The organism is Streptomyces sp. NPDC051738, from assembly GCF_044453205.1.
Lineage (GTDB): Bacteria > Actinomycetota > Actinomycetes > Streptomycetales > Streptomycetaceae > Streptomyces.
This window is the reverse complement of record NZ_JBITCM010000006.1, coordinates 402,299-421,220: the sequence shown is the minus strand read 5'-3', so window position 1 is coordinate 421,220 and position 18,922 is coordinate 402,299. Positions and strand designations below refer to the sequence as shown.

The following is an 18,922-nucleotide window of genomic DNA, read 5'->3' as shown; positions in this document are numbered from 1 at the left end:
GCCTAATCCTCACTGTCGATTTCCGCGTTGAGCAGAGCGATGAGGTCTTCTTCCGAGAGGCCTTCGGCCTCGGCGAGATCCAGTGCCTCCACCTCCCGGGCGTCGGCCTCGGGGGCGGGCACCGTGACGGCCTCGGGAACGGCCCCGTCCTGGCCCTCGTCCTCGGGAGAGGCCACCTCGGTCAGGTGCCGGGCGAGCGCGTTGACGGATCCGTGCTCGAACATGACCGTCGCCGGGATCGGGATGCCGAGGGCGGCGACGATCCGCTTGTGCACGTTCGTCGCCATGAGCGAGTCCATGCCTAGCTGGAAGAAGCCCGCGTCCGGGTCGAGTTCCCGGGGGTCGAACTCCAGGGCCGTGGCCACCAGGCCGAGGACGAAGTCCGCGGCGGCCGGCACCCGTTCGGCCGGCGGCAGGGTACGCAGTCGCCCGCCGAGCTCGGCATCGGCGGAGGCGCGGCGCCGTTGCGGCGCGGCCGGTTTCGGCGCCTGCGCCACGGCCCGGGTGTCGCGCTCGCGGTACCAGAGCCGCTCGTGCTGCCACTGCTGGGGCACCAGCGGCACCGCCTGCGCGACCGGACCGAGCAGGGTGTCGAAACGTATCGGCATGCCTGCGCAGTGCAGCGCCGCGGCGCCCAGCAGCAGGGGTTCCCCGGCCGCGGCGCCCGAGTTCGGCGCGGGCACGGCCAGCCCCTCGACCTCGGCGTCGGCGAGGGCCCGTTGAAGACTGCTGGCGAGCGGCTGGCCCGGGCTCAGGTCGACGAACAGGCCGGCGCCGAGGCCGAGCGCGGTCTGCGCCGCGTCCCAGAAGCGGACCGTGCGCCGCATGTTCTCGAACCAGTGCTCGGGCCCGAAGTCGGTGCCTTCGCGGACCTGTCCGGTCACCGTGGAGACGATCTGCGGACCGGCCGGCCGCGGCGTCAGCCCGGACAGCGCGTCGAGGAGTTGCTCGCGCATCGCGTCCATGGCCGAGCTGTGGGTCGCGACCGCCTGGCTGACCAGCCGTGACGGGACGTTCTCCGCCTTCAGCTCGGCCGCCGCCTTCTCCAGCGCGTCCTGCGGGCCGGAGAGCGCGGCGGACAGCGGGCCTTCCGACGAGGCCACCACGAGACCGTCGTGGCGCCGCACCAGATCGGCGAGCCGGTCGGCCGACGCGGCGACCGCGAGCATCCCGCCGTGGCCCCGCCGCGCCTCGACGGCGGCGCTCTGCGCGTAGATCACCCGGGCGCCGTCGACTCGGTCCAGCGCCCCGGCGAACCGGGCCGCGGCCACCTCGCCGAACCCGTGCCCGATGACGGCCTGCGGGCTGACCCCCAGCTCCGTCCACCAGGCGGCCAGGCCGAGGGTGATCGCGTACCGCACCGGCTGGACCAGGTCGATCCGCCGCTCGTCGTCGATGCCCTCGATCAGGTCGTGGATGCTCCGGCCGAGCCACGGGCGCAGAGCGTCGTCGCAGTCGTCGAGCGTCTCCCGGAAGGCGCGGCTCTCCTGCGACAGCCGCCGCGCGGTCTGGGCCCAGCCGCCCTGCGCGTGCGCCGAGAAGGCGAACACCACGCCGTTCGGCGCGTCGGCGGCCCGCCCGCCGGTCACCCCGGCGGCGAAGCCGGACTCCGACCAGTCGCCGAGCCGCTCCGCCGCCTCGCGCGCGGTGCGGGCCACCACGGCGAGGCGGTGCTCCTGGTGGGTACGCCGGACGGTCGCCGTGTGCGCGATGGCCCGGTACTCCGTGTCACCGTCCGGGGCCCCGTGCAGGAAGTCCCGGTGCGCCGCCGCGGTGGCGGCGAGGAGCTCCTCGGTGCGGGCGGACATCGCCACGACGTACGGGGGCGGCGGGGCGGGCGCGGCCTCGGGTGCGGGCTCCGGTGCCGGTGCCGGGCCGAGGATCGCGTGCGCGTTCGTCCCGCCGGCGCCGAAGGAGCTGACCGCCGCGTGCCGGAAGTGGTCGGGCACCGTCCAGTCCTGGGCCTTCTCGGCAAGGGCCAGCCGCGTGCCGTCCAGGTCGATGTTCGGGTTGAGGCTCTCGAAGTTCAGATTGCCGATGATCCGGCCGTGCTTGATGCACAGTGCGGCCTTCACCAGCCCGGCGAGTCCCGCGGCCGACTCCAGGTGGCCGATGTTGGTCTTCACCGAACCGAGCAGGCAGGGCGGCGCCTCGTCCGCGCGCCCGTAGGTCGCCGCAAGCGCCTCGACCTCGATCGGGTCGCCGAGGACCGTGCCCGTGCCGTGCGCCTCGACGAGGGTGATCCGGTCCGGCTGGAGGGCGGCGGACTTGAGCGCCTGGCGGATCACCTTCTGCTGGGCCCGGCCGTTCGGGGCGGTCTGACCGTTGCTCAGGCCGTCCTGGTTCACCGCGGTGCCGTTGATCACCGCGATGACCGGGTCGCCCGCGGCCACCGCGTCGCTGAGCCGGCGGAGCGCGACCGCGAGCACGCCCTCGCCGCGCGTGTATCCGCTCGCTGCGGCGTCGAAGGTGCGACATCGGCCGTCCGGGGCGAGCGGCATGCCCTTCGCGTGGGCGACCGCCACCGAGGGGGACAGGATCAGGTTCACACCGCCGACCACGGCCAGGTCGCTCTCGCCGCTACGCAGGCTCTGGCAGGCCAGGTGCACCGCGACGAGCGAGGAGGAGCAGGCGGTGTCCACGGTCAGGCTCGGGCCGTTGAGGTCGAGCAGGTAGGAGAGCCGGTTCGCGATCAGCGAGTTGGTGCCGCCGGTGATCGTGTAGGTGTCCGCCCAGGACGGGTCGGCGACCTGGAGCTGGAGGTAGTCGGCGGAGTTCACCCCGACGAACACTCCGGTCGAGGTGCCGGCGAGCGTCTCCCGGGAGAGTCCGGCCCGGTCCAGTGCCTCCCAGGCGACCTCCAGGAACAGCCGCTGCTGCGGGTCCATCCGGGAGGCCTCGCGCGGCGAGATGCCGAAGAAGTACGGGTCGAACTCGTCGACCCCGTCGACGAAGGCGCCGTACCGCATCCGCATCCGGCCGGGCGTCTCGGGGTCGGGGTCGTAGTAGGAGTCCCCGTCCCACCGCGAGGCGGGGATGGGCGTGATGGCGTCCACGCCGCCGGAGAGCAGGTCCCAGTAGTCCTCCATGGACCGGACGCCGCCCGGCAGGCGGCAGCCGATGCCGATCAGCGCGATCGGCTCGCTGCGGGTGCGCTCCAGCTTCTCGATACGTTCCCGGAGGCGTGCGACGATGCGCGCAGCGTCGGGCGCCGACGCGGGCCGAGCCGCGACGGTGGGGGAATCGGTCATGTCAGAGGTCCTCTATGCGTGCTTCGAGGAGTTCGAGCTCCCGAAGCAGGCTGTCTGCGTCGTCCGCACCGGGCTGGAGCGCGGATCCGTCGGGTGAGCCGGGCGGCAGCGGCTCGGGCGGCCGCTGCGCGAGGGCGTCGTGCTGCGGCGTGCTCAGCCCGGCCTTGTCGATGAGGTACGGCACGAGCTCCTGGACCGTCGGGTAGTTGAAGGCGAGGCTGGCCGACAGCTTCACGCCGAACTTCCGTTCCAGCCGCTTGCGGAGCTCGACCGCCATGAGCGAGTCCATGCCGAACTCGCTGAACGGCTGGTCGGCGCGGAGGCGCTCGGGGCTCGTGTCCACGATCCGTGCGACGGCCGTCCGCACGATGGACTCGACCTCGGCCGCCGTGAGCGGCTCCGGCCCCCTCTCGTCGGCCGCCTCGGGCCGCGCGGACTCCGGGGCCTGCGCGAAGCCGCCCGGTTCCGCGGCGGGTGAGGCGATCCGCAAGGTGTCGGACCGGCGCACGCGCAGCCCGCGGAGCTCCATCAGGTCGCCGCCTGCGGCGTCGAGCATCCGCACGTCGGCCCGGGTGCCTCCGGCGCCGTCCGCTTCGAGGCGCACGTGGACGCAGACCGTGTCGGACGGCTTGCCGGCGAAGGAGATCGAGTCGGCTCCCTCGACCAGCACCAGGCCCGTCCTGTCCGGGGCCGCGCCGCCGAGCACGGCGGCGGTGACGGTCTGGAAGGCCGCGTCGTACGCGGCGCGCGGCAGTCGCGTACCCGCCATCGCGAGGTCCTGTGCCGTGAGCGTGGCCAGCGCGACCGCGCCGCCGTCGACGGCCCGGAAGGCGGTCACCCGCTGGTACTCCGGACCGCACTCGACGCCGTGCTCGGCCAGCAGCCGGTAGAAGCCGTCCTCCGTGAGGGCGTCCGGCGCGGAGAGCTCCGTGTCGTGGCGCAGGGGACCGTGGCACAGGAGGCCGTGGCGCAGCGGACCGTGCTCGTCCGGCATGCGGTCCTCGGCCCGGAACACGGCCTCGGCGAGCAGGACCGGGGTCGCGCCTGTGCGGTCGAAGACCCGGAAGCAGGCGCCGCCGCCCTCCTCGGACAGCACCGACTGCACGAGCCGCGGCCGTCCGGCCTCCGGCGCGAGCGCGGAGGCGAACAGGAGGTCACAGACGCCGAGTTCCGCCCCCGGCATCACCTCGTCGACGGCGGCCGCCGCCAGCGCGAGGAAGGCCGATCCCGGCACCACCCCGGTGCCCCGGACCTGGTGGTCCGCGACCTCCGGGAGCTCCGCGGACAGTCGCGTCTGCCAGTAGTGCACCCCGGGTTCGACCGCGGAGTCGAGCCGGGCGCCGAGCACCAGACCCGTACCGGCCGCGTACCCGGAGCGCGCCTCGCGATCGGCACCGGACAGGCCGGGGATCGGGAAGTGCTCCCGCTGCCAGGGGTACGCCGGAAGGTCCGCCTGGCGGCGCGCGCCGGGGCGCAGCGCCGCGCTTGCTTCGACCTCGACACCGGCGAGATGGGCGGCGCCGAGCGACCGCAGCATGACCGCGCGCCCGTCCTCGTCGCGGCGCAGCGACGGGACGACCGTCACCCGCCGCCCGGCGTGCGCGGCGGCCTGGTCGATCGCGCCGGTGAGGACCGGGTCCGGGCTGATCTCGACGAAGAGGGAGTTGCCGTCGTCGAGCAGCGGCCGGACACCGTCCGGGAACGCCGCGGGCTCGCGCAGGGTGCCGCACCAGTACGCGGCGTCCATGCCGGAGCCGTCGACGCGCTGGTTCAGCACGGTCGAGTGGATCGGGACCCGGCCGGCGGCCGGCCGGAGCGCGCTCAGCTCCGCCCGCAGCTCCTCCAGCGGGCCGTCCGACAGAACATTGCCCAGGCAGGTGATCCGCAGGCCGTCGTCCAGGGTGAGTGCCCCGCTCGTACACGCCGCCGCCACCTCGCCGATGCCGTGGCCGATCACCACGTCCGGCTCCACTCCCCAGGACCGCCACAGCTCGGCGAGTGCCACCTGGACGGAGAAGAGCAGCGGCTGGACGGGACCGTTCGGCTGCCCGTCCGCAGCGGTGGAGTTCAGCTCCTCCAGGAGCGAGCGGCCGAGCAGCGGCGCCGCCTTCGCGTCGCACTCGCGCAGCACCGCCGCGAACACCGGCTCCTCTGCGAGCAGGCTCCGGGCCGTGCCGGGCCACTGCGAGCCGGGACCGGGGAACACGAACGCGGTCCGGGGCCGGCCGGCCGCGGGCTGCTCGCAGGCCCATGCGGCCTCCGCGTCGCCGCCCTGGGCGAGCCGCTCCAAGTCCGCGGCCAGGCCGGGCAGATCGCGCCCGACCGCGGCGAGCCGATACGGGAAGGCGGTGCGCCGTGCGGTGGCCTGGCAGACGTCCGCGACGGTGGTCTCCGGCGTGGCCGTGCGCAGCGCACGGGCCGTCTCCCCGGCGTACTGGAGCAGCGCCTGCGGACTCCGCGCGGAGAGGGCCAGCAGCTGCGCCGTCCGCTCGTCCCGCGCCTGAGGCTGCCAGCCGAACGCCCGCAGCGCCGCGAGCGCGTCGGAGAGTCCGCCGCGCGGGTCGCCGCGCCGCATGGTGCCGAGTGCGACAGGGCTGCGGTCATCGCCGGTGGCGCCGGCTGCGGCCTCCTCGGTGAGCTGCGTCAGCGCGTGCAGCAGCACGGCATGGGCGGTGATCTCCAGGAGTACCGAGGCGCCGTCGGTCATCGCCCGGCGTACGGCGTCGTCGAACCGGACGAGGCAGCGGAGGTTCTGCGCGAAGTAGGCGCCGTTGACCTCACGCCAGTCGAGCGGCTCCGCGGTGACCGAGGAGATCATCGGGATCCGCCCCGGGCGCGGGCGCAGCTCGCCGATGTCGCGCACCAGGTCCTCGATGACCTGCTCGATCGCCGGTCCGTGTCCGGCCACGTCGACGTCGATCATGCCGGCCTGGGCGCCGGCGGCCCTGGTCTCGGCGACCAGCTCTTCGAGCCGGGCGCGGTCGCCGGAGATCACGGTGGAACGCGGCCCGTTGCACGCGGCCACGGTCACCCGGTCGTCGTCGCCGACGAGTTCGTACGCCTCGGCCGCCGTGTACTCCAGCGCGGCCATGCCGTGGTCGGGGCGGGCCATCTGGTACTGGTACCGGCTGTAGTGGTAGACGAGCGCCGTCCCCTGCTCCACGTCGAGGATTCCGGCGATCACGGCCGCCGGGATCTCGCCGATGCAGTGTCCGACCACCGAGGCCGGGCGCACGCCGTGGTGCTCCAGCAGGCGGGCCAGGCCGACCTGGACTGCGTACAGCAGCGGCAGGACCACGTCCAGGCGCTTCCTGGACTCCGAGCCCGTGGCGAGCTTCTCGGCCAGGGACCAGCCGGCCAGCGGGACGAAGGAGCGGTCGCACTCCTCGACCGCGGCGCGGAAGACCGGCTCCGCGCGCATCAGCTCGACGCCCATCTCCGCGTACTGGTGCCCGTGCGGGGAGCAGACGAAGAGGATGTCCGGGTTCGGCCCGTCCACGGGTGGGGCGGTGGACCTCCCGACCGGCTCCGGGGTGCCCGCCGGGGGCAGTTCACGGAGCGGGGGCTCGTCGCGTCCTTCAAGAACGACGTGCACGTTCGTGCCGCCCCAGCCGAAGGCGCTGACGCCGGCGAGCGGGCGCGCGTTCTCCGGCCAGGCCTCGTTCTCGCGCGGGACGCGCAGGCGCATTCCCTCGAAGTCGATGTGCGCGTTCGGGGTTTCGAAGTGCGGGTTCGACGGGATACGGCGGTGCCACAGGCACAGCGCCGCCTTCATCAGCCCCGCGATGCCCGCGGCGCCTTCGAGGTGGCCGATGTTCGCCTTCACCGAACCGAGGACCAGGTCGGGCGCATCCTCCTGCCGCCCCACGGTGAGCACGGCGCCGAGGGCGGAGGCCTCGATCGGATCGCCGAGCGCGGTTCCCGTGCCGTGCGTCTCGACGAACGCGACCTCGCGCGCGTCGACCGCCGCCGTCTCGTAGGCCCGGCTGAGGACTTCCTGCTGGGCGACGGGGTTCGGCGCGGTCAGGCCGTTGCTCTGCCCGTCGTTGTTGGCGGCCGATCCCCGGATCACGCACCAGATCCGGTCGTTGTCGGCGAGCGCGCGCGACAGGGGCTTGAGGACGACGACGCCGCAGCCCTCGCCCCGGCCGAAGCCGTCGGCGCTCTCGTCGAAGACCTTGCACCGGCCGTCCGGCGCGAGAGCGCCGAAGCCCTGCAGCGCCTCCGTGGTCCGCGGGTCGAGGAGCAGGTTGACCCCGCCGGCGACGGCGACCTTCGACTCCCCGGTGGCCAGGCTCTGACAGGCGAGGTGCACGGCCAGCAGCGAGGACGAGCACGCGGTGTCGACGACCAGGCTCGGACCACGCAGCCCGAGGGCGTACGAGAAGCGGTTGGCGATCATGTTCAGGGAGCGCCCGCTCGCCAGGTAGGCCGAGGCCGGGCCGTCCGGCGCCGCACCCAGGTCGGCGTAGTCGTGCCAGATGGCGCCGACGAAGACGCCGGTGCGGCTGCCGGCGAGGCTGCCGTCGCCGAGCCCGGCGGCGTCCAGCGCCTCCCAGGCCACTTCGAGGAAGAGGGACTGCTGCGGATCCATCTCCTGCGCCTCGCGCGGGGAGATGCCGAAGAACAGCGGGTCGAACCGGTCGACAGGGCCGCGCAGATAGCCCGCTTCACGCGGCCCCGACGTGGGCGTTCGCCGCCCCGGCGGTACCGGTCCGGTCAGGTCGGCGCCGTCACTCAGCAGCCGCCAGAACTGATCGATGTCGTCCGCGCCCGGAAAGCGGCAGGCCATGCCCACGACGGCGACGGGCTCGCCGCTCGCGGGCGCCCCCGGACCCTCCATCGCGCTTGTCGCCGCCGGCGCCGGTCCGCCGAGCAGCCGCGCGACCAGCCGCTCGACCGTCGGGCATTCCCACGGGAGCGTGGCCGAAAGCTTACGGCCCATCAGTTCGCCGAGCGCCTCGACGAATCCGACGGCTTTGAGCGAGTCGAGTCCATAGGCGGAGAACACGACGTCGTCGCGCAGAGCAGCGGGATCCATGCCGAGCTGGGCGGATAATTCGGAGCGCACTGCGGCGGCCAGGTCGGCAGAAGAATTATTGGCAGGCTTTTGCGCTTCCATTAAAGCCACCCCCGTGAGCTTCCTGGAATTTCAATAAGTGTCTTGTGCGCCCTCAGTCGACCCATTCAGAGCGAGAGTCAATATAATATTACTTAAAAGGAGGGCGTGTAATACTGCCGTTACAAATGAGGTCGCACTTCCCCCGGTTCGCCTGAATCGAATCGCCTTTACGGCCCCCGACCCACGGCGACTGACCCTGGCAGGCGCCGCGCGATGTTGTCAAGCGGGTTGACACCGTCTGGAGATGGCCCAGCCGCCCCCTGACGCCGAGGCCGAATTCCGCTTGCGCGGGCCGACGGACGGGCCCAGGCAGTGGCTGGCAGGAGCTTGATCGCGAGTGGCCCGTGGTGGCGACGGCGTGGCGGCATTCCGCTTGATCGCGTTCCCCGGTCCCACGCCGGGCTTCCTGGCGTGGCGGCTCGTGACGAGACCACTCAGGGGGCAACCGCATGACCACTGGACCACGGTCTACCAGTCGCTCGGCGACTAACACGACCTGGATGCCGAGTGGCCGGTCCGCCAGCGCCGCCGGCGCACCCGGGAGCGTGGTGGGCAGCGCGTCGTCGGCGGCGCGGGGCAGTTCGCTCTCGAAAAGCGCCTGAGCCAGCGCCTCGCTCTGCCCCGCCCGGGAGGCGTACTCCCGGGCCATGACGCCCGCGAGGCTCGACGGCTCCGTGACCCTCCGGGACCCGAGGTCGAACTTGGTGAGGGTCGCCGCCCGCTCCAGGTGTCGCGATCCGCTCTGCAGACGCCGAGCACGTCCGCGAGTCGGCGGGCCACCGCCGTGATGCGGTCCGTGCGGTCCGTCATGGGGCCCAGCCGCTCCTCGAACGGGAGCAGGCGGATCGTCTCCTTCATCTCGCCCAGCGGCGTCCGCAGGCCCGCCTCTCAGAAGGAGGCGTCCTCGTACCGGGCGCGCAGCACAGCCTCGTTGCCGCGCCGGACGGCGTCGTGGCCGTACGTTCCGTTGGCCACCGCCACGAAGTACGGCAGCGTCTCCCCCTGCGCGTCCACGACCGGACGGTAGCGCTGGTGCTTGCGCATGACCGTGACGAGGATGTCGGCGGGCAGCGCGAGGTACTTCGCGTCGAAGCCGCCCAGGATCGGGGTCGCGGACTCGACCAGGTTCGTGATCTCGTCGATCAATGCCGCGTGCCGCTCCACGTCGATGCGTCCGCCCACCTCCGCGGCGGGCCGGGTCGCGCCCTCCACCTCGAAAGGGCAACCAGCGTTGCGAGCCATTCCGGGCACATGACCGGTGACGCGAAGATCAGCTCCATGCTCTGAAGCTCATGCTTGACCTCTGCGATGGACGCCTTGTTCTCTGTTTCCGTCTCGGCGTCCTCATTTCATCGGCGGCCAGAACTTCGGCGAGGGCGACTGCGCTTCACCCGGCACATCTCCAAGCCACTCGCACTCTGTTGCGCTCCAACTGCGATGCGGACGCCCCGTGTTCCGCCCGCGCACAGCCGGCGGGACACAGGGCGGGTCAGAACCCTGTCAGGACCACCGCTGGTATTCGCCGTCGTTGCAGTCGTTGAGGCGGATGCCCTGGGAGATGCTGGCGTCCAGGTACAACGTGCTCTGCGCATGCCTGATGAACGGAATCACCGCGGTGTCTGCGGACGCCTGCGGGATGAAGGCCAGGCTCGCGGCGAGTGCCACCGAGGCGACGGCCGAGGTGCGGATGACGTTTCGAACGCTCACAGAAGCCCTCCGGTGTACGGGTGTTGTGCTCTGTTGCATGGGAAACGTCTTTGCATTCGCGTCTTGGCGCAGACGCGTCACAGTGATGATGCACGGACCCGTAACGGGAGTCGGCCTATAACTCTCCAGGGTCGGGAGCAGAGGCCGCGCAGGGCGGCACCGCGTCGGCTGCGGTGAGTGGCGAGGTGCCGTCGACGCCATGGCAGCCCCACGAGTCCGAGCAGGGCCAATGCGGGCGCACCGGCGATAGCGACACCCAGAGCAAAGATCAGCAAGACGGCGGCGAACAGCGCGTAGACCACAACCGCTGCGAGTACCGGCGCCGGGGGCCTGCGCACCTCATCGGAAGTCATCCGCGGAGGGTAGAACTGTCGGCCCGGGACCCGTCCCGCCCCGTCCCGCCCCGTCCCGCCGCACAGCGCTGTCACAAACAGGGAGGCAGACCTGTCCTTACTGGGGACAGTCTCTGTTTGGAGGAATACATGAGTGCTGAGCACGCACACCTGCCCCCAGGCGTCGAGGTGATCACGACCCTGCCGGACGCGGTGGCCAGGATCCCGGCCGGCGCCGAGGCCAGGACCATCCGGGTCACCCTGGCGCCCGGTGACCCCGGCGCGCCGCCGCACCGGCACCCCGGGCCGCTCTTCGGCTATGTGACTCAGGGCGAGATCGTCTTCGAGTTGGAAGGGCAGCCGCCCCGGGTACTCAAGGCCGGTGACGCCCTGTTCGAGCCCGGGGGCGACGTGATCCATTACCAGGGCGCCAACAACCTTCCGGACGCGCAGTCCCAGCTGGTGGTGACCATGTTCGCGCCGCCCGGCACCCCCGTTCTGACCGTGGTCGGCGCGGAGGAACTGGCCGAGCGACAGCACCTACGGGTTTCCCAGCCATGATGACCAGCAGGTATTCCAAATCTCTCCGGTGACGCGCAGCCGTTGACGCAAAGTGCCCCACCTCACAGCGGGACCCTGGCGGCGCAGGGAACAACCCGAGGCGGTGGACCGTTCACCTATATGTGGCCAGCGGAGGGAACAGTGTCCCCGGGCCCCACCTATAGCCCATGGGGACGATCGTCCGGCTGAAGCCCCATGGAGCCTTTCGCCGAGAGGCGACCGCCCTCCGCTCGTCACCACTCACGGCCCCGGCTGGTCTCCCCCGTCCAGCCGGGGCTTTCCCATGGGCAGGGCGGGCCCCGTCGTAGACGCCTGACCGACGTGCCGCCCGCCTCGCTCAACCTCCCGGTTCCTCCCGCGGTTCCTCCCGCACCGCAGGCGGCTCCGTGGGGGTCGGCGCGGGCGGGCGGAAGAGGACGGCCCGGGCCACGGGCGGGGCGAACAGGGCGGTGACGGGCGCGGAGAGGGTCAGTACGGAGCGGAAGGCGCGCCCGACGACGGGGTCGCCGGGGGAACAGTCCTGCACGCGCTGCAGGTACCAGTCGGCAACACGGTCCGCAGGCCCGCCGTCGACCGCGTTGCCGACCGCGCCCGGCATCTTGCGGTCCGCCCCGGCGGAGATGTCCCACGCCTGCCGGGACGCCGTGAGCACTGCCCGCTGCACGCGCCGCGTCGTGGGAGTCCGGCGTGGATCGGCGAGCGCGTCGCGCAGGGCGACCGCGCTCATCGCGGCGACGGCCATGCCCTGTCCGTAGATCGGGTTGAAGGTGCACAGGGCGTCGCCGGTGGCGAGGAAACCGGCCGGGCTGCGGCCGGGCAGGTCGTAGCGGCGGCGGACGTTGGCGGTCCGTCGGTAGCCGAACGCCGGCGAGAGCGGTTCGGCCTCGTCCAGCCACCGGTGCAGGAGGGGATGCGGCAGCCTCTTGGCGTACGTCACGAACTCGTCGTCGCCCGTGGGCGGTTCGTCGCCGCGCAGTCCCGACACGATGACCAGGTGACTGCCGTCCTCCAGCGGCAACGCGCCGCCGGCGTGGACCTGGTCGGGGCTCGGGTAGACGTAGTAGCCGGCGGTGTCACCGTCGAGGACGTCGCTCGTGCCGCGGTAGATGCGCGAGGCGTACGCGAGCCCCGTGTCGATGGTCTCCTCGTGCGGGGACTCGGCGCCGATCGCCGCGAGCCACTGCGAGGCCTTGGTGCCGCTGCCGGAGGCGTCGACGACCAGGTCGGCCTCGACGGCCCGCTGTTCCCCGCGGTCGTCACCGGAGCGGTCCCGCAGCAGCACGCCCCGCACACGCGAGGCGTCACCGAGGAGACCGACGACGTCGGTGCCCTCCACCACGCTGATCACCGGGTTGGCCAGAACCCGCCGCCGCACCAGCTCCTCGAGCTGCGCGCGCGAACCGGTGTAGATGTGCGTCGTCGCGGGCAGCCGGCGGAACCAGCGGCCGTTCTGCCACAGCACCAGGTCCGACGGCATGCCCACCCGCGGTGCTCCGGACGCCCGTAACTCGGCCAGGAAGCCCGGCAGCAGCGACTCCAGGGCCGACTGACCGCCCTCCAGCAGCACATGCGGATGCCGGCCCTGCGGTACGCCGGGGCGCGGCCGCGTCCCGTCCGGGAACCGATCGCGCTCCACGACGGTCACCCGGTCGGCGTGGCCGGCCAGGACATGCGCCGCGAGCAGCCCCGCGAGGCTCCCGCCCACGACGACCGCGTGCCGCCCCTCCCTACCGTCGCCTACGCCCCAACGACCCGCTTCTCCGACCGAGTTCACCAATTCGCTCCCCTGATCGCCACGTCGCGAGAAGGCACCAGTATCCCGCTCCGCAGGGCGGGTTGACCTCGTTCCAGCCCTTTTGCGCTCCCCAAGTGCACCCGATCCCCCACAGGTGCCGGGGGATCGAGTCGAGCTCCACGACCGGGTTCTTACCTCCCCCACACCTCCGTGCTCGCCAGGGCGCACGCATATCGACGCAACAAAGGCGGCATGACCGAGGGAACGCTCAGTCGCTCCCGTACGCGCGCAGGAAGGCGTCCACGGCCGCATCCGCGATGTCACGCAGTTCGGCGGCGGGCACTCGACGGGTACCCAGTCGGGAGCGGAACTCCAAGGGGCCGGTGAGCAGGGCGAGGAAGTGTTCGGCGGCCTGGTCCGGGTCGCACGGGCGCAGACGGCTGGCGAGCGAGAGGCGGGCCAGCCGATCGGCGAGCGCGGCGCGGGGGCGGTGAGCGGTGCGCTCCTGCACGGTCTCGATCAGGTCGGGGAACTGCGCCACCTGGGCGTAGGTCAACCACCGCAGCGCGCGGGCGCGTTCGCCGCAGCAGATCCGCAGCAGCCGCTGGGACAGGTCCGTCAGCGCCGCACGCAGGTCATGGTCCGGGGCTCGATCGCGCAGCCGCTCGACTGCCGCGAGGTTCTCCGCCATCAGGGTGTCGGCCGCCGCCTCGACGGTGGAGCGGAAGAGCGTCTCCTTGTCGTTCAGGTGGCTGTAGACGGTCGGCTTGGCGACGCCTGCCTCCTTCGCGATCTCCTGGACGCATGCCTGCGCGTAGCCGCGCCGCGCGAAGACGGCGAACGCGGCGTCGAGGATCGCCTGCCGCTTGTCGACACGCCCGCGCGAGACGCCGCCGGCGCCGGCGCCAGTTGACGCTCCTGAACCCATGGGTTCATTCTAGGTGCGTTACCGACCAGGAAGATTTACTGAACCAACTGGTTCAGTCGACGATTCAATCGAGGGGCGGGAACCCATGATCGTTCACACGCTGCGCTTCGCCTTCAAGGACGGGACGACCGAGGAGCAGAAGGCCCAAGTACTCGCCCTGATGCGGCGAACGGCGTCCGTCGAGTCGGTCTCGTTCGCCACCGTCGGACAGAGCCTGGGCGATCCCGCCGAGGGGCTCACCCACGCCTACTGCGTGGGCATCGAGGACCTGGCGGCCCTGGAGCGGTACATGCACGACCCGGTTCACCTGGCGGGAGATCCCGAGATCCTCCCGCACCTGGCCAAGATCTCCATCGGCCCCGACCTCTCCGACGACATGGCCCCGGAGCTGGCCGGCGCGATCATGGCACTGCACGAGCGGAAGGCGGCCATGCACCCGGAGTGGGCCGCCCAGCTCGAACCACTCCTGGAGCTACAGCTCGCCTCGGGGGCGTCCGACAGGACATGACCGGATCCGCCGTGAATGACCTACGCCGGCATGATCTACGCATCCGCCCCGCCACGGAGGCCGATCTGACCACGCTCGTCCGCCTCCGCGACGACGCGGCCCGCTGGATGCTCGCCCGTGGCATCACCGGGCAGTGGCGGCCGGGGGAACTGGACGAGGAGCACTTCCGCCGGGTCATGGCGGGTGGCGAGGTCTGGCTCGCGGAGGCCGACGGGCGCGTCACCGGTGCCTGGGAGCTGTGGTGGGAGGACGAGGCCGCCTGGGGTCCGCAGCCGCCGGTGGCCGGGTATGTGCACCGACTCATGGTGGACCGGAGCATCGCCACGCGCGGGACGGGGCGCCTGCTGCTGAGGGCCGCGGAACGCCGAGTGGCCGCGGTGGGCCGGACCTGGGTACGCCTGGACTGCCTGGCCGGCAACGCGCCCCTCAACGCCTACTACCAGGAGGCCGGTTACCGCGTCGTGGGCCATAAGGAGGGCAAGCCGCAGCCGGGCGGGGTGCCCAAGTCCTTCACCCTGCTGGAGAAGGAGCTCCGTCAGGCATACGCCCCCGGGACCAGGGCTCGCGACGGCGCGGCGCGCTGAAGCCGCGTCTCACGTCGCATCGGCCCCAGCCACGGGACCGGCCCAAACCCGCGGGCAGGGCTAGGCCCAGACGGAGGTGAAGGCGTCCACTCCGGCCCCCTCGTTCAGTTCCGCCCAGACCGTCTTGCCGTGTCTGGCGTGCCGGGTGCCCCAGTGTTCGGCGAGTTGGGCGACCAGGAGGAGGCCGCGGCCGCCCTCGTCGTAGGTGCGGGCGCGGCGCTGGTGCGGAGTGGTGCCGCTGGCGTCGGAGACCTCGCACAGGAGGCTGCCGTTGGGGGCATCGCCCGGCCCGCCAGGGAGCCGGGGGAGGATGAGGCGCAGCCGGATGGGGGGACGGCCGTAGCGGATGGCGTTGGTGACGAGTTCGCTGACCACCAGTTCGGTGGTGAAGTCGAGGTCGTCCAGACCCCAGGTGCTCAGCTGCCGGGCGACGTTCGAGCGGGCTCCGGCGACCGCCGCCGGTTCGGGCTCCAGATCCCAGGTGGCGACCTGGCGGTCCCCGAGGGCGTGGGTGCGGGCCAGCAGGAGGGCGACGTCGTCGTCCGGGCGGGCCGGCAGCAGGGCTTCGAGCACGGCGTCGGCGGTGGACTCCAGGGAGGGGGCGGACCGGGCGAGAACCTGGTGGAGCAGGGTGAGGCCCGTCTCGACGTCGTGGTCGCGGGCCTCGATCAGGCCGTCCGTATAGAGGGCGAGGAGGCTGCCTTCCGGCAGGTCGACCTCCACCGCCTCGAAGGGCAGGCCGCCCAGGCCGAGCGGTGGGCCCGGTGGCAGATCGAGGGTCCCGACCGCGCCGGCGCCGGTCGTCACCGCGGGCAGCACATGCCCGGCTCGGGCGAGGGTGCAGCTGCCCCCGACCGGGTCGTAGACGGCGTACAGACAGGTGGCGCCCAGCTCCGCGGAGGCGGTCTCGGCGTCCGGGTCGGTGGCGGCCTCGGCGGAAAGGCGGATGACGACGTCGTCGAGGTGGGTGAGCAGTTCGTCGGGCGGCAGGTCGATGTCGGCCAGGGTGCGTACCGCGGTCCGTAGCCGGCCCATCGTGGCGGCGGCGTGGATGCCGTGGCCGACGACATCGCCGACCACGAGGGCGACTCGGGCTCCGGACAGCGGGATGACGTCGTACCAGTCGCCGCCCACCCCGACCCGGCCTCCGGCGGGCAGGTAGCGGCAGGCGACCTCGACGGCGGACTGCGGTGGGGTGCGCGTCGGGAGCAGGCTGCGCTGGAGGCTGAGGGCGGTGGTGCGGGCGTGGGTGTAGCGGCAGGCGTTGTCGACGGCCACGGCCGCCTTCGCGGCGATCTCCTGGGCGAGGAGCAGGTCCTCGTCGTCGTAGCGGTCGACGTTGCGGTGGCGGGAGAACTGGGCCACGCCCAGGGTGGTGCCGCGGGCGCGCAGGGGCACGACCAGGATCGAGTGCACCGGGTGGGTCCCGGGTGCGTCGGCCGGCCCGTCCGGGTGGTGCCGTGAGGACTGTCCGGTGGCCAGGGCGAGGTCCGGCGGCGATCCGTCCGGGAAGATGTGGAGCTGTTGCGGTGCGATCGTCGGGTCGGGGTCGCCGGTCACCGAGCGCCGGGCGACCCGGCGCAGTACGGGTGGTTCGTCAGCCTGGGTGTCGTTGCCGTGGAGCGCGGCATCGAGCATGTCGACGGTGACGACGTCGGCGAACCGCTCGGTGGCGAGATCCGCCAACTCCTCGGTGGTGCGGGCGATGTCCAGGGTGGTGCCGATGCGCATGCCGGCCTCGTTCACCATCGAGAAGCGCCCCCTGAGCCGACGGTGCCGCTCCTCCTGGTACGCCACGACGCCCTGCTCGGACGTGCGGTCGACGTACCCGGTCGTGACCGCGATCACCTTGCGCGCCGCCGCCCCGATCAGCTCGGGGTCGCTCGTCAGCCGGGGCAGTTCGGCCAGCAGCCGGTCGAGGGCGATGCCCTGGGCGAGCCGGTGGCCGCGCAGCATCGCGCTGACGGGTGTCCCGTGCCGGGCCAGCCGACGGACGCGGGCGATGTCGGCGGCGGGCGGATCGATCCGGGTCGGCTCGATGCCGTGTTCCAGGCCGGCCATGGCGACGAGGACGTGCTCGGTGATGTTGTCCGTCGTCATGCGGGCGATGTCCGCGTCCTCCCACAGCTCGGGCAGCTCGCGTCGCAGGCACTCCTCCACGTCGGCGATCAGGCTCTCCACGCGCAGGCCGATTTCATGTGCGGCACGGGAGACGAGGCTGTCCGCGGTGACGTCCACAGTGTCGACGTTACGCCGCACGGGCGGATACGGATCGTCGGGATGCGGGCGCCGACCGGGCACCTCGGAACGCCCGCGGCCCGGACTCGTCGGGGCGAGGCCGGGCAGGCTGCGGGGGTTCGGGCGGTCAGGCGGTCGAGCCCGCGTCACCGTACGGAGGCTGCGCAGTCCTCGTCCCGGGCGGCCTCCGCCGTCGCCGACTCCCCCTGGGTGGAGTAGCAGTTCGCTCCGAAGGTGCCGAAGAAGAACAGCACCGCCAGCATCGACCCGCTGAAGGGGCGCTCCCTGAACTTGCGCACATTCAGCATCGGGTGGGGATGACGCAGCTCCCAGGCGACGAAGGCCGGCCGAGCCACGCCCGCGACCACGGCCGCGGCGATCGGGCCGACGCCCCAGCCGAAGTGCTGGCCCTCGATGGTCGCGTACACCAGTGAGCCGACGGAGACGATCGAGAGCAGACCGCCGACGTAGTCGATCCGGCCCATCTTCTCCGCCTTCGACGACGGCACGAGCAGCAGTGCGCCGACGACGCCGAGGACCGCGATCGGCACGTTCATCAGGAAGGTCGAGCCCCAGGCGTGGTCCTCTAGGAGCCAGCCGGCGGCCGGCGGGCCGGCGGCGATGGCGAGGCCGGAGGTGGCGGTCCAGGCCGTGATGGCCTTGGCGCGCTCCGCCTTCGGGAAGATCGCGACCGGCAGCGACAGCGTGGCCGGCATGACGACGGCGGCACCCACGCCCGTGACCGCTCGGGCGAGGATCACCAGGCTCGTCTCGTCGACCAGGCCGCCCATCACCGAACCGCCCACGAAGATCAGCAGGCCCAGGACGAGCGCGCCCCGGCGGCTGTACTTGTCGCCGATCGAGCCCAGCACCAGCACCAGCACCAGCACCAGCACCAGCGCGGCGTACGGGACGGTGTAGCCGTCGATGCCCCTCCCCCACTGCCTCAAGGGCGTGGGAGGTGCCCCCCAGCGGTCACTGCTGCTCAGGCCCAGGTCACGGTCATGTCGGGCGCGGCCACGATCAGCGACGTGTTCGCCATGGATCTCTGAATCGATGGATCGATGGATCGGCGGGAGCAGCGCCGGCATGGCCGCGTCCCCGACCGGACACAGTTAATTACCCAACAATGCGCAGACTAGTTAATTGCTCGCCGTTGTGCAAGTATCGAGGTGCCCGCCCCGTCGATTGGAGGTCGTACATGCCCAACCCGCAGGTCACAGGCGGTGGACGCCGCCAGACAGAGCTCACCCGGGCCCGCATCCTCGAAGCGGCACGACAGCAACTCGGCCGCGCCCCCGAGAGCAGCCTCGGTGACATCGCCGAGGTCGCCGGTGTGGTGCGCCGTACCGTCTACGACCACTTCGCCGGACGGTCCGCGCTGGTCGAGGGGCTTGTCACGGACGCCGCGGAGGCACTGCGGCGGGCCCTGACAGGCGCGCCGGACCCCGGCCCCGAGGCCATCGACGCGATGGCGGGCTTCGTGCTGGCCCTCTGGCCCGTCGGCGACCGCTATCGCACGCTGCTGCGGCTCGCGCCCCAGGATCTGGGGGAGGAACGCGTCAACGAGATCCTCGGCCCCGCCCGCGACACCGCGAGGGCGATCATCACGCGGGGGCAGCAGCAGGGCGTCTTCCACACCAGCGTCCCGCCGGAACCGCTCAGCAGGGCCCTGGAACGGCTGATCCTGGCGCTCCTCGAATGCGTGAACGCCGGCACCTGGAGCGACGACGGCAGCGGCAGCGCGACGGCCGTACTGATCGCGCTCGGGGTGGACGGCGACCTCGCCGCGGCGCGGGTCCGCGGGCTCGATCGCCCCGAACTCGTCTGCGCCCGGTAACCCCACGCCGCGCCCGAGTCCGGCTCCGGCTCCGGCTCCGGCCCCGGCCCCGGCTACTCACGCACGGCCGGAGACCACAGCCCGAACAGCACCACCAGCACCACCAGCACCACCAG

12 protein-coding genes and 1 pseudogene are annotated in these 18,922 nt (G+C 72.4%); 4 read left to right on the top strand and 9 right to left on the bottom strand.

Annotated elements, in window-relative coordinates; translation table 11 throughout:
• Window positions 1–2: 2 nt before the first annotated feature.
• The 5 genes from ACIA8X_RS17345 to ACIA8X_RS17325 all read right to left on the bottom strand — a co-directional run bounded on the left by ACIA8X_RS17345 (window position 3) and on the right by ACIA8X_RS17325 (window position 10,080).
• Complete coding sequence (locus ACIA8X_RS17345; protein ID WP_399458618.1) at window positions 3–3,251, bottom strand: type I polyketide synthase; 3,249 nt, start codon at window positions 3,249–3,251, stop codon at window positions 3–5.
• A 1-nt stretch (window position 3,252) separates the two neighbouring features.
• Complete coding sequence (locus tag ACIA8X_RS17340) at window positions 3,253–8,373, bottom strand: acyltransferase domain-containing protein (RefSeq protein WP_399458617.1); 5,121 nt, start codon at window positions 8,371–8,373, stop codon at window positions 3,253–3,255.
• 88 nt (window positions 8,374–8,461) lie between these two features.
• Window positions 8,462–9,100, bottom strand: a complete 639-nt coding sequence (locus tag ACIA8X_RS17335) for a glycine--tRNA ligase subunit beta (protein ID WP_399458646.1) — start codon at window positions 9,098–9,100, stop codon at window positions 8,462–8,464.
• Between the two features lie 161 nt (window positions 9,101–9,261).
• Window positions 9,262–9,585: a glycine--tRNA ligase subunit beta gene (locus ACIA8X_RS17330; RefSeq protein WP_399458616.1), complete on the bottom strand. Its 324-nt coding sequence runs from the start codon at window positions 9,583–9,585 to the stop codon at window positions 9,262–9,264.
• 288 nt (window positions 9,586–9,873) lie between these two features.
• Window positions 9,874–10,080, bottom strand: a complete 207-nt coding sequence (locus ACIA8X_RS17325; RefSeq protein ID WP_399458615.1) for a hypothetical protein — start codon at window positions 10,078–10,080, stop codon at window positions 9,874–9,876.
• Window positions 10,081–10,562: 482 nt separating this feature from the next.
• Here ACIA8X_RS17325 and ACIA8X_RS17320 point away from each other — a divergent pair, with 482 nt between their 5' ends.
• Window positions 10,563–10,973: a cupin domain-containing protein gene (locus tag ACIA8X_RS17320; protein ID WP_399458614.1), complete on the top strand. Its 411-nt coding sequence runs from the start codon at window positions 10,563–10,565 to the stop codon at window positions 10,971–10,973.
• A 337-nt stretch (window positions 10,974–11,310) separates the two neighbouring features.
• Here ACIA8X_RS17320 and ACIA8X_RS17315 read toward each other — a convergent pair whose 3' ends face one another.
• Together ACIA8X_RS17315 and ACIA8X_RS17310 are read right to left on the bottom strand one after the other, a co-directional pair.
• Complete coding sequence (locus ACIA8X_RS17315; RefSeq protein WP_399458645.1) at window positions 11,311–12,678, bottom strand: FAD-dependent oxidoreductase; 1,368 nt, start codon at window positions 12,676–12,678, stop codon at window positions 11,311–11,313.
• Window positions 12,679–12,976: 298 nt separating this feature from the next.
• Window positions 12,977–13,636, bottom strand: a complete 660-nt coding sequence (locus ACIA8X_RS17310) for a TetR/AcrR family transcriptional regulator (RefSeq protein ID WP_399458613.1) — start codon at window positions 13,634–13,636, stop codon at window positions 12,977–12,979.
• An 85-nt stretch (window positions 13,637–13,721) separates the two neighbouring features.
• Between ACIA8X_RS17310 and ACIA8X_RS17305 the strand changes: the two genes are divergently transcribed.
• The gene (locus ACIA8X_RS17305; RefSeq protein ID WP_399458612.1) at window positions 13,722–14,144 is read left to right on the top strand and encodes a Dabb family protein; all 423 of its coding nucleotides are present in this window, start codon (window positions 13,722–13,724) and stop codon (window positions 14,142–14,144) included.
• Between the two features lie 11 nt (window positions 14,145–14,155).
• Entirely contained in the window at window positions 14,156–14,728 is a 573-nt protein-coding gene (locus tag ACIA8X_RS17300) for a GNAT family N-acetyltransferase (protein ID WP_399458611.1), read from the top strand.
• Window positions 14,729–14,788: 60 nt separating this feature from the next.
• On the opposite strand, the gene ACIA8X_RS17295 is transcribed toward ACIA8X_RS17300, so the two are convergent.
• Both ACIA8X_RS17295 and ACIA8X_RS17290 read right to left on the bottom strand, forming a co-directional pair.
• Complete coding sequence (locus ACIA8X_RS17295; RefSeq protein ID WP_399458609.1) at window positions 14,789–16,966, bottom strand: SpoIIE family protein phosphatase; 2,178 nt, start codon at window positions 16,964–16,966, stop codon at window positions 14,789–14,791.
• A gap of 206 nt (window positions 16,967–17,172) precedes the next feature.
• Window positions 17,173–18,008 (bottom strand): annotated as a pseudogene (locus tag ACIA8X_RS17290) (MFS transporter); the annotation flags it as partial.
• A gap of 159 nt (window positions 18,009–18,167) precedes the next feature.
• On the opposite strand from ACIA8X_RS17290, the gene ACIA8X_RS17285 reads away from it, so the two are divergent.
• Complete coding sequence (locus ACIA8X_RS17285) at window positions 18,168–18,806, top strand: TetR/AcrR family transcriptional regulator (protein ID WP_399458608.1); 639 nt, start codon at window positions 18,168–18,170, stop codon at window positions 18,804–18,806.
• Window positions 18,807–18,922: the final 116 nt, after the last annotated feature.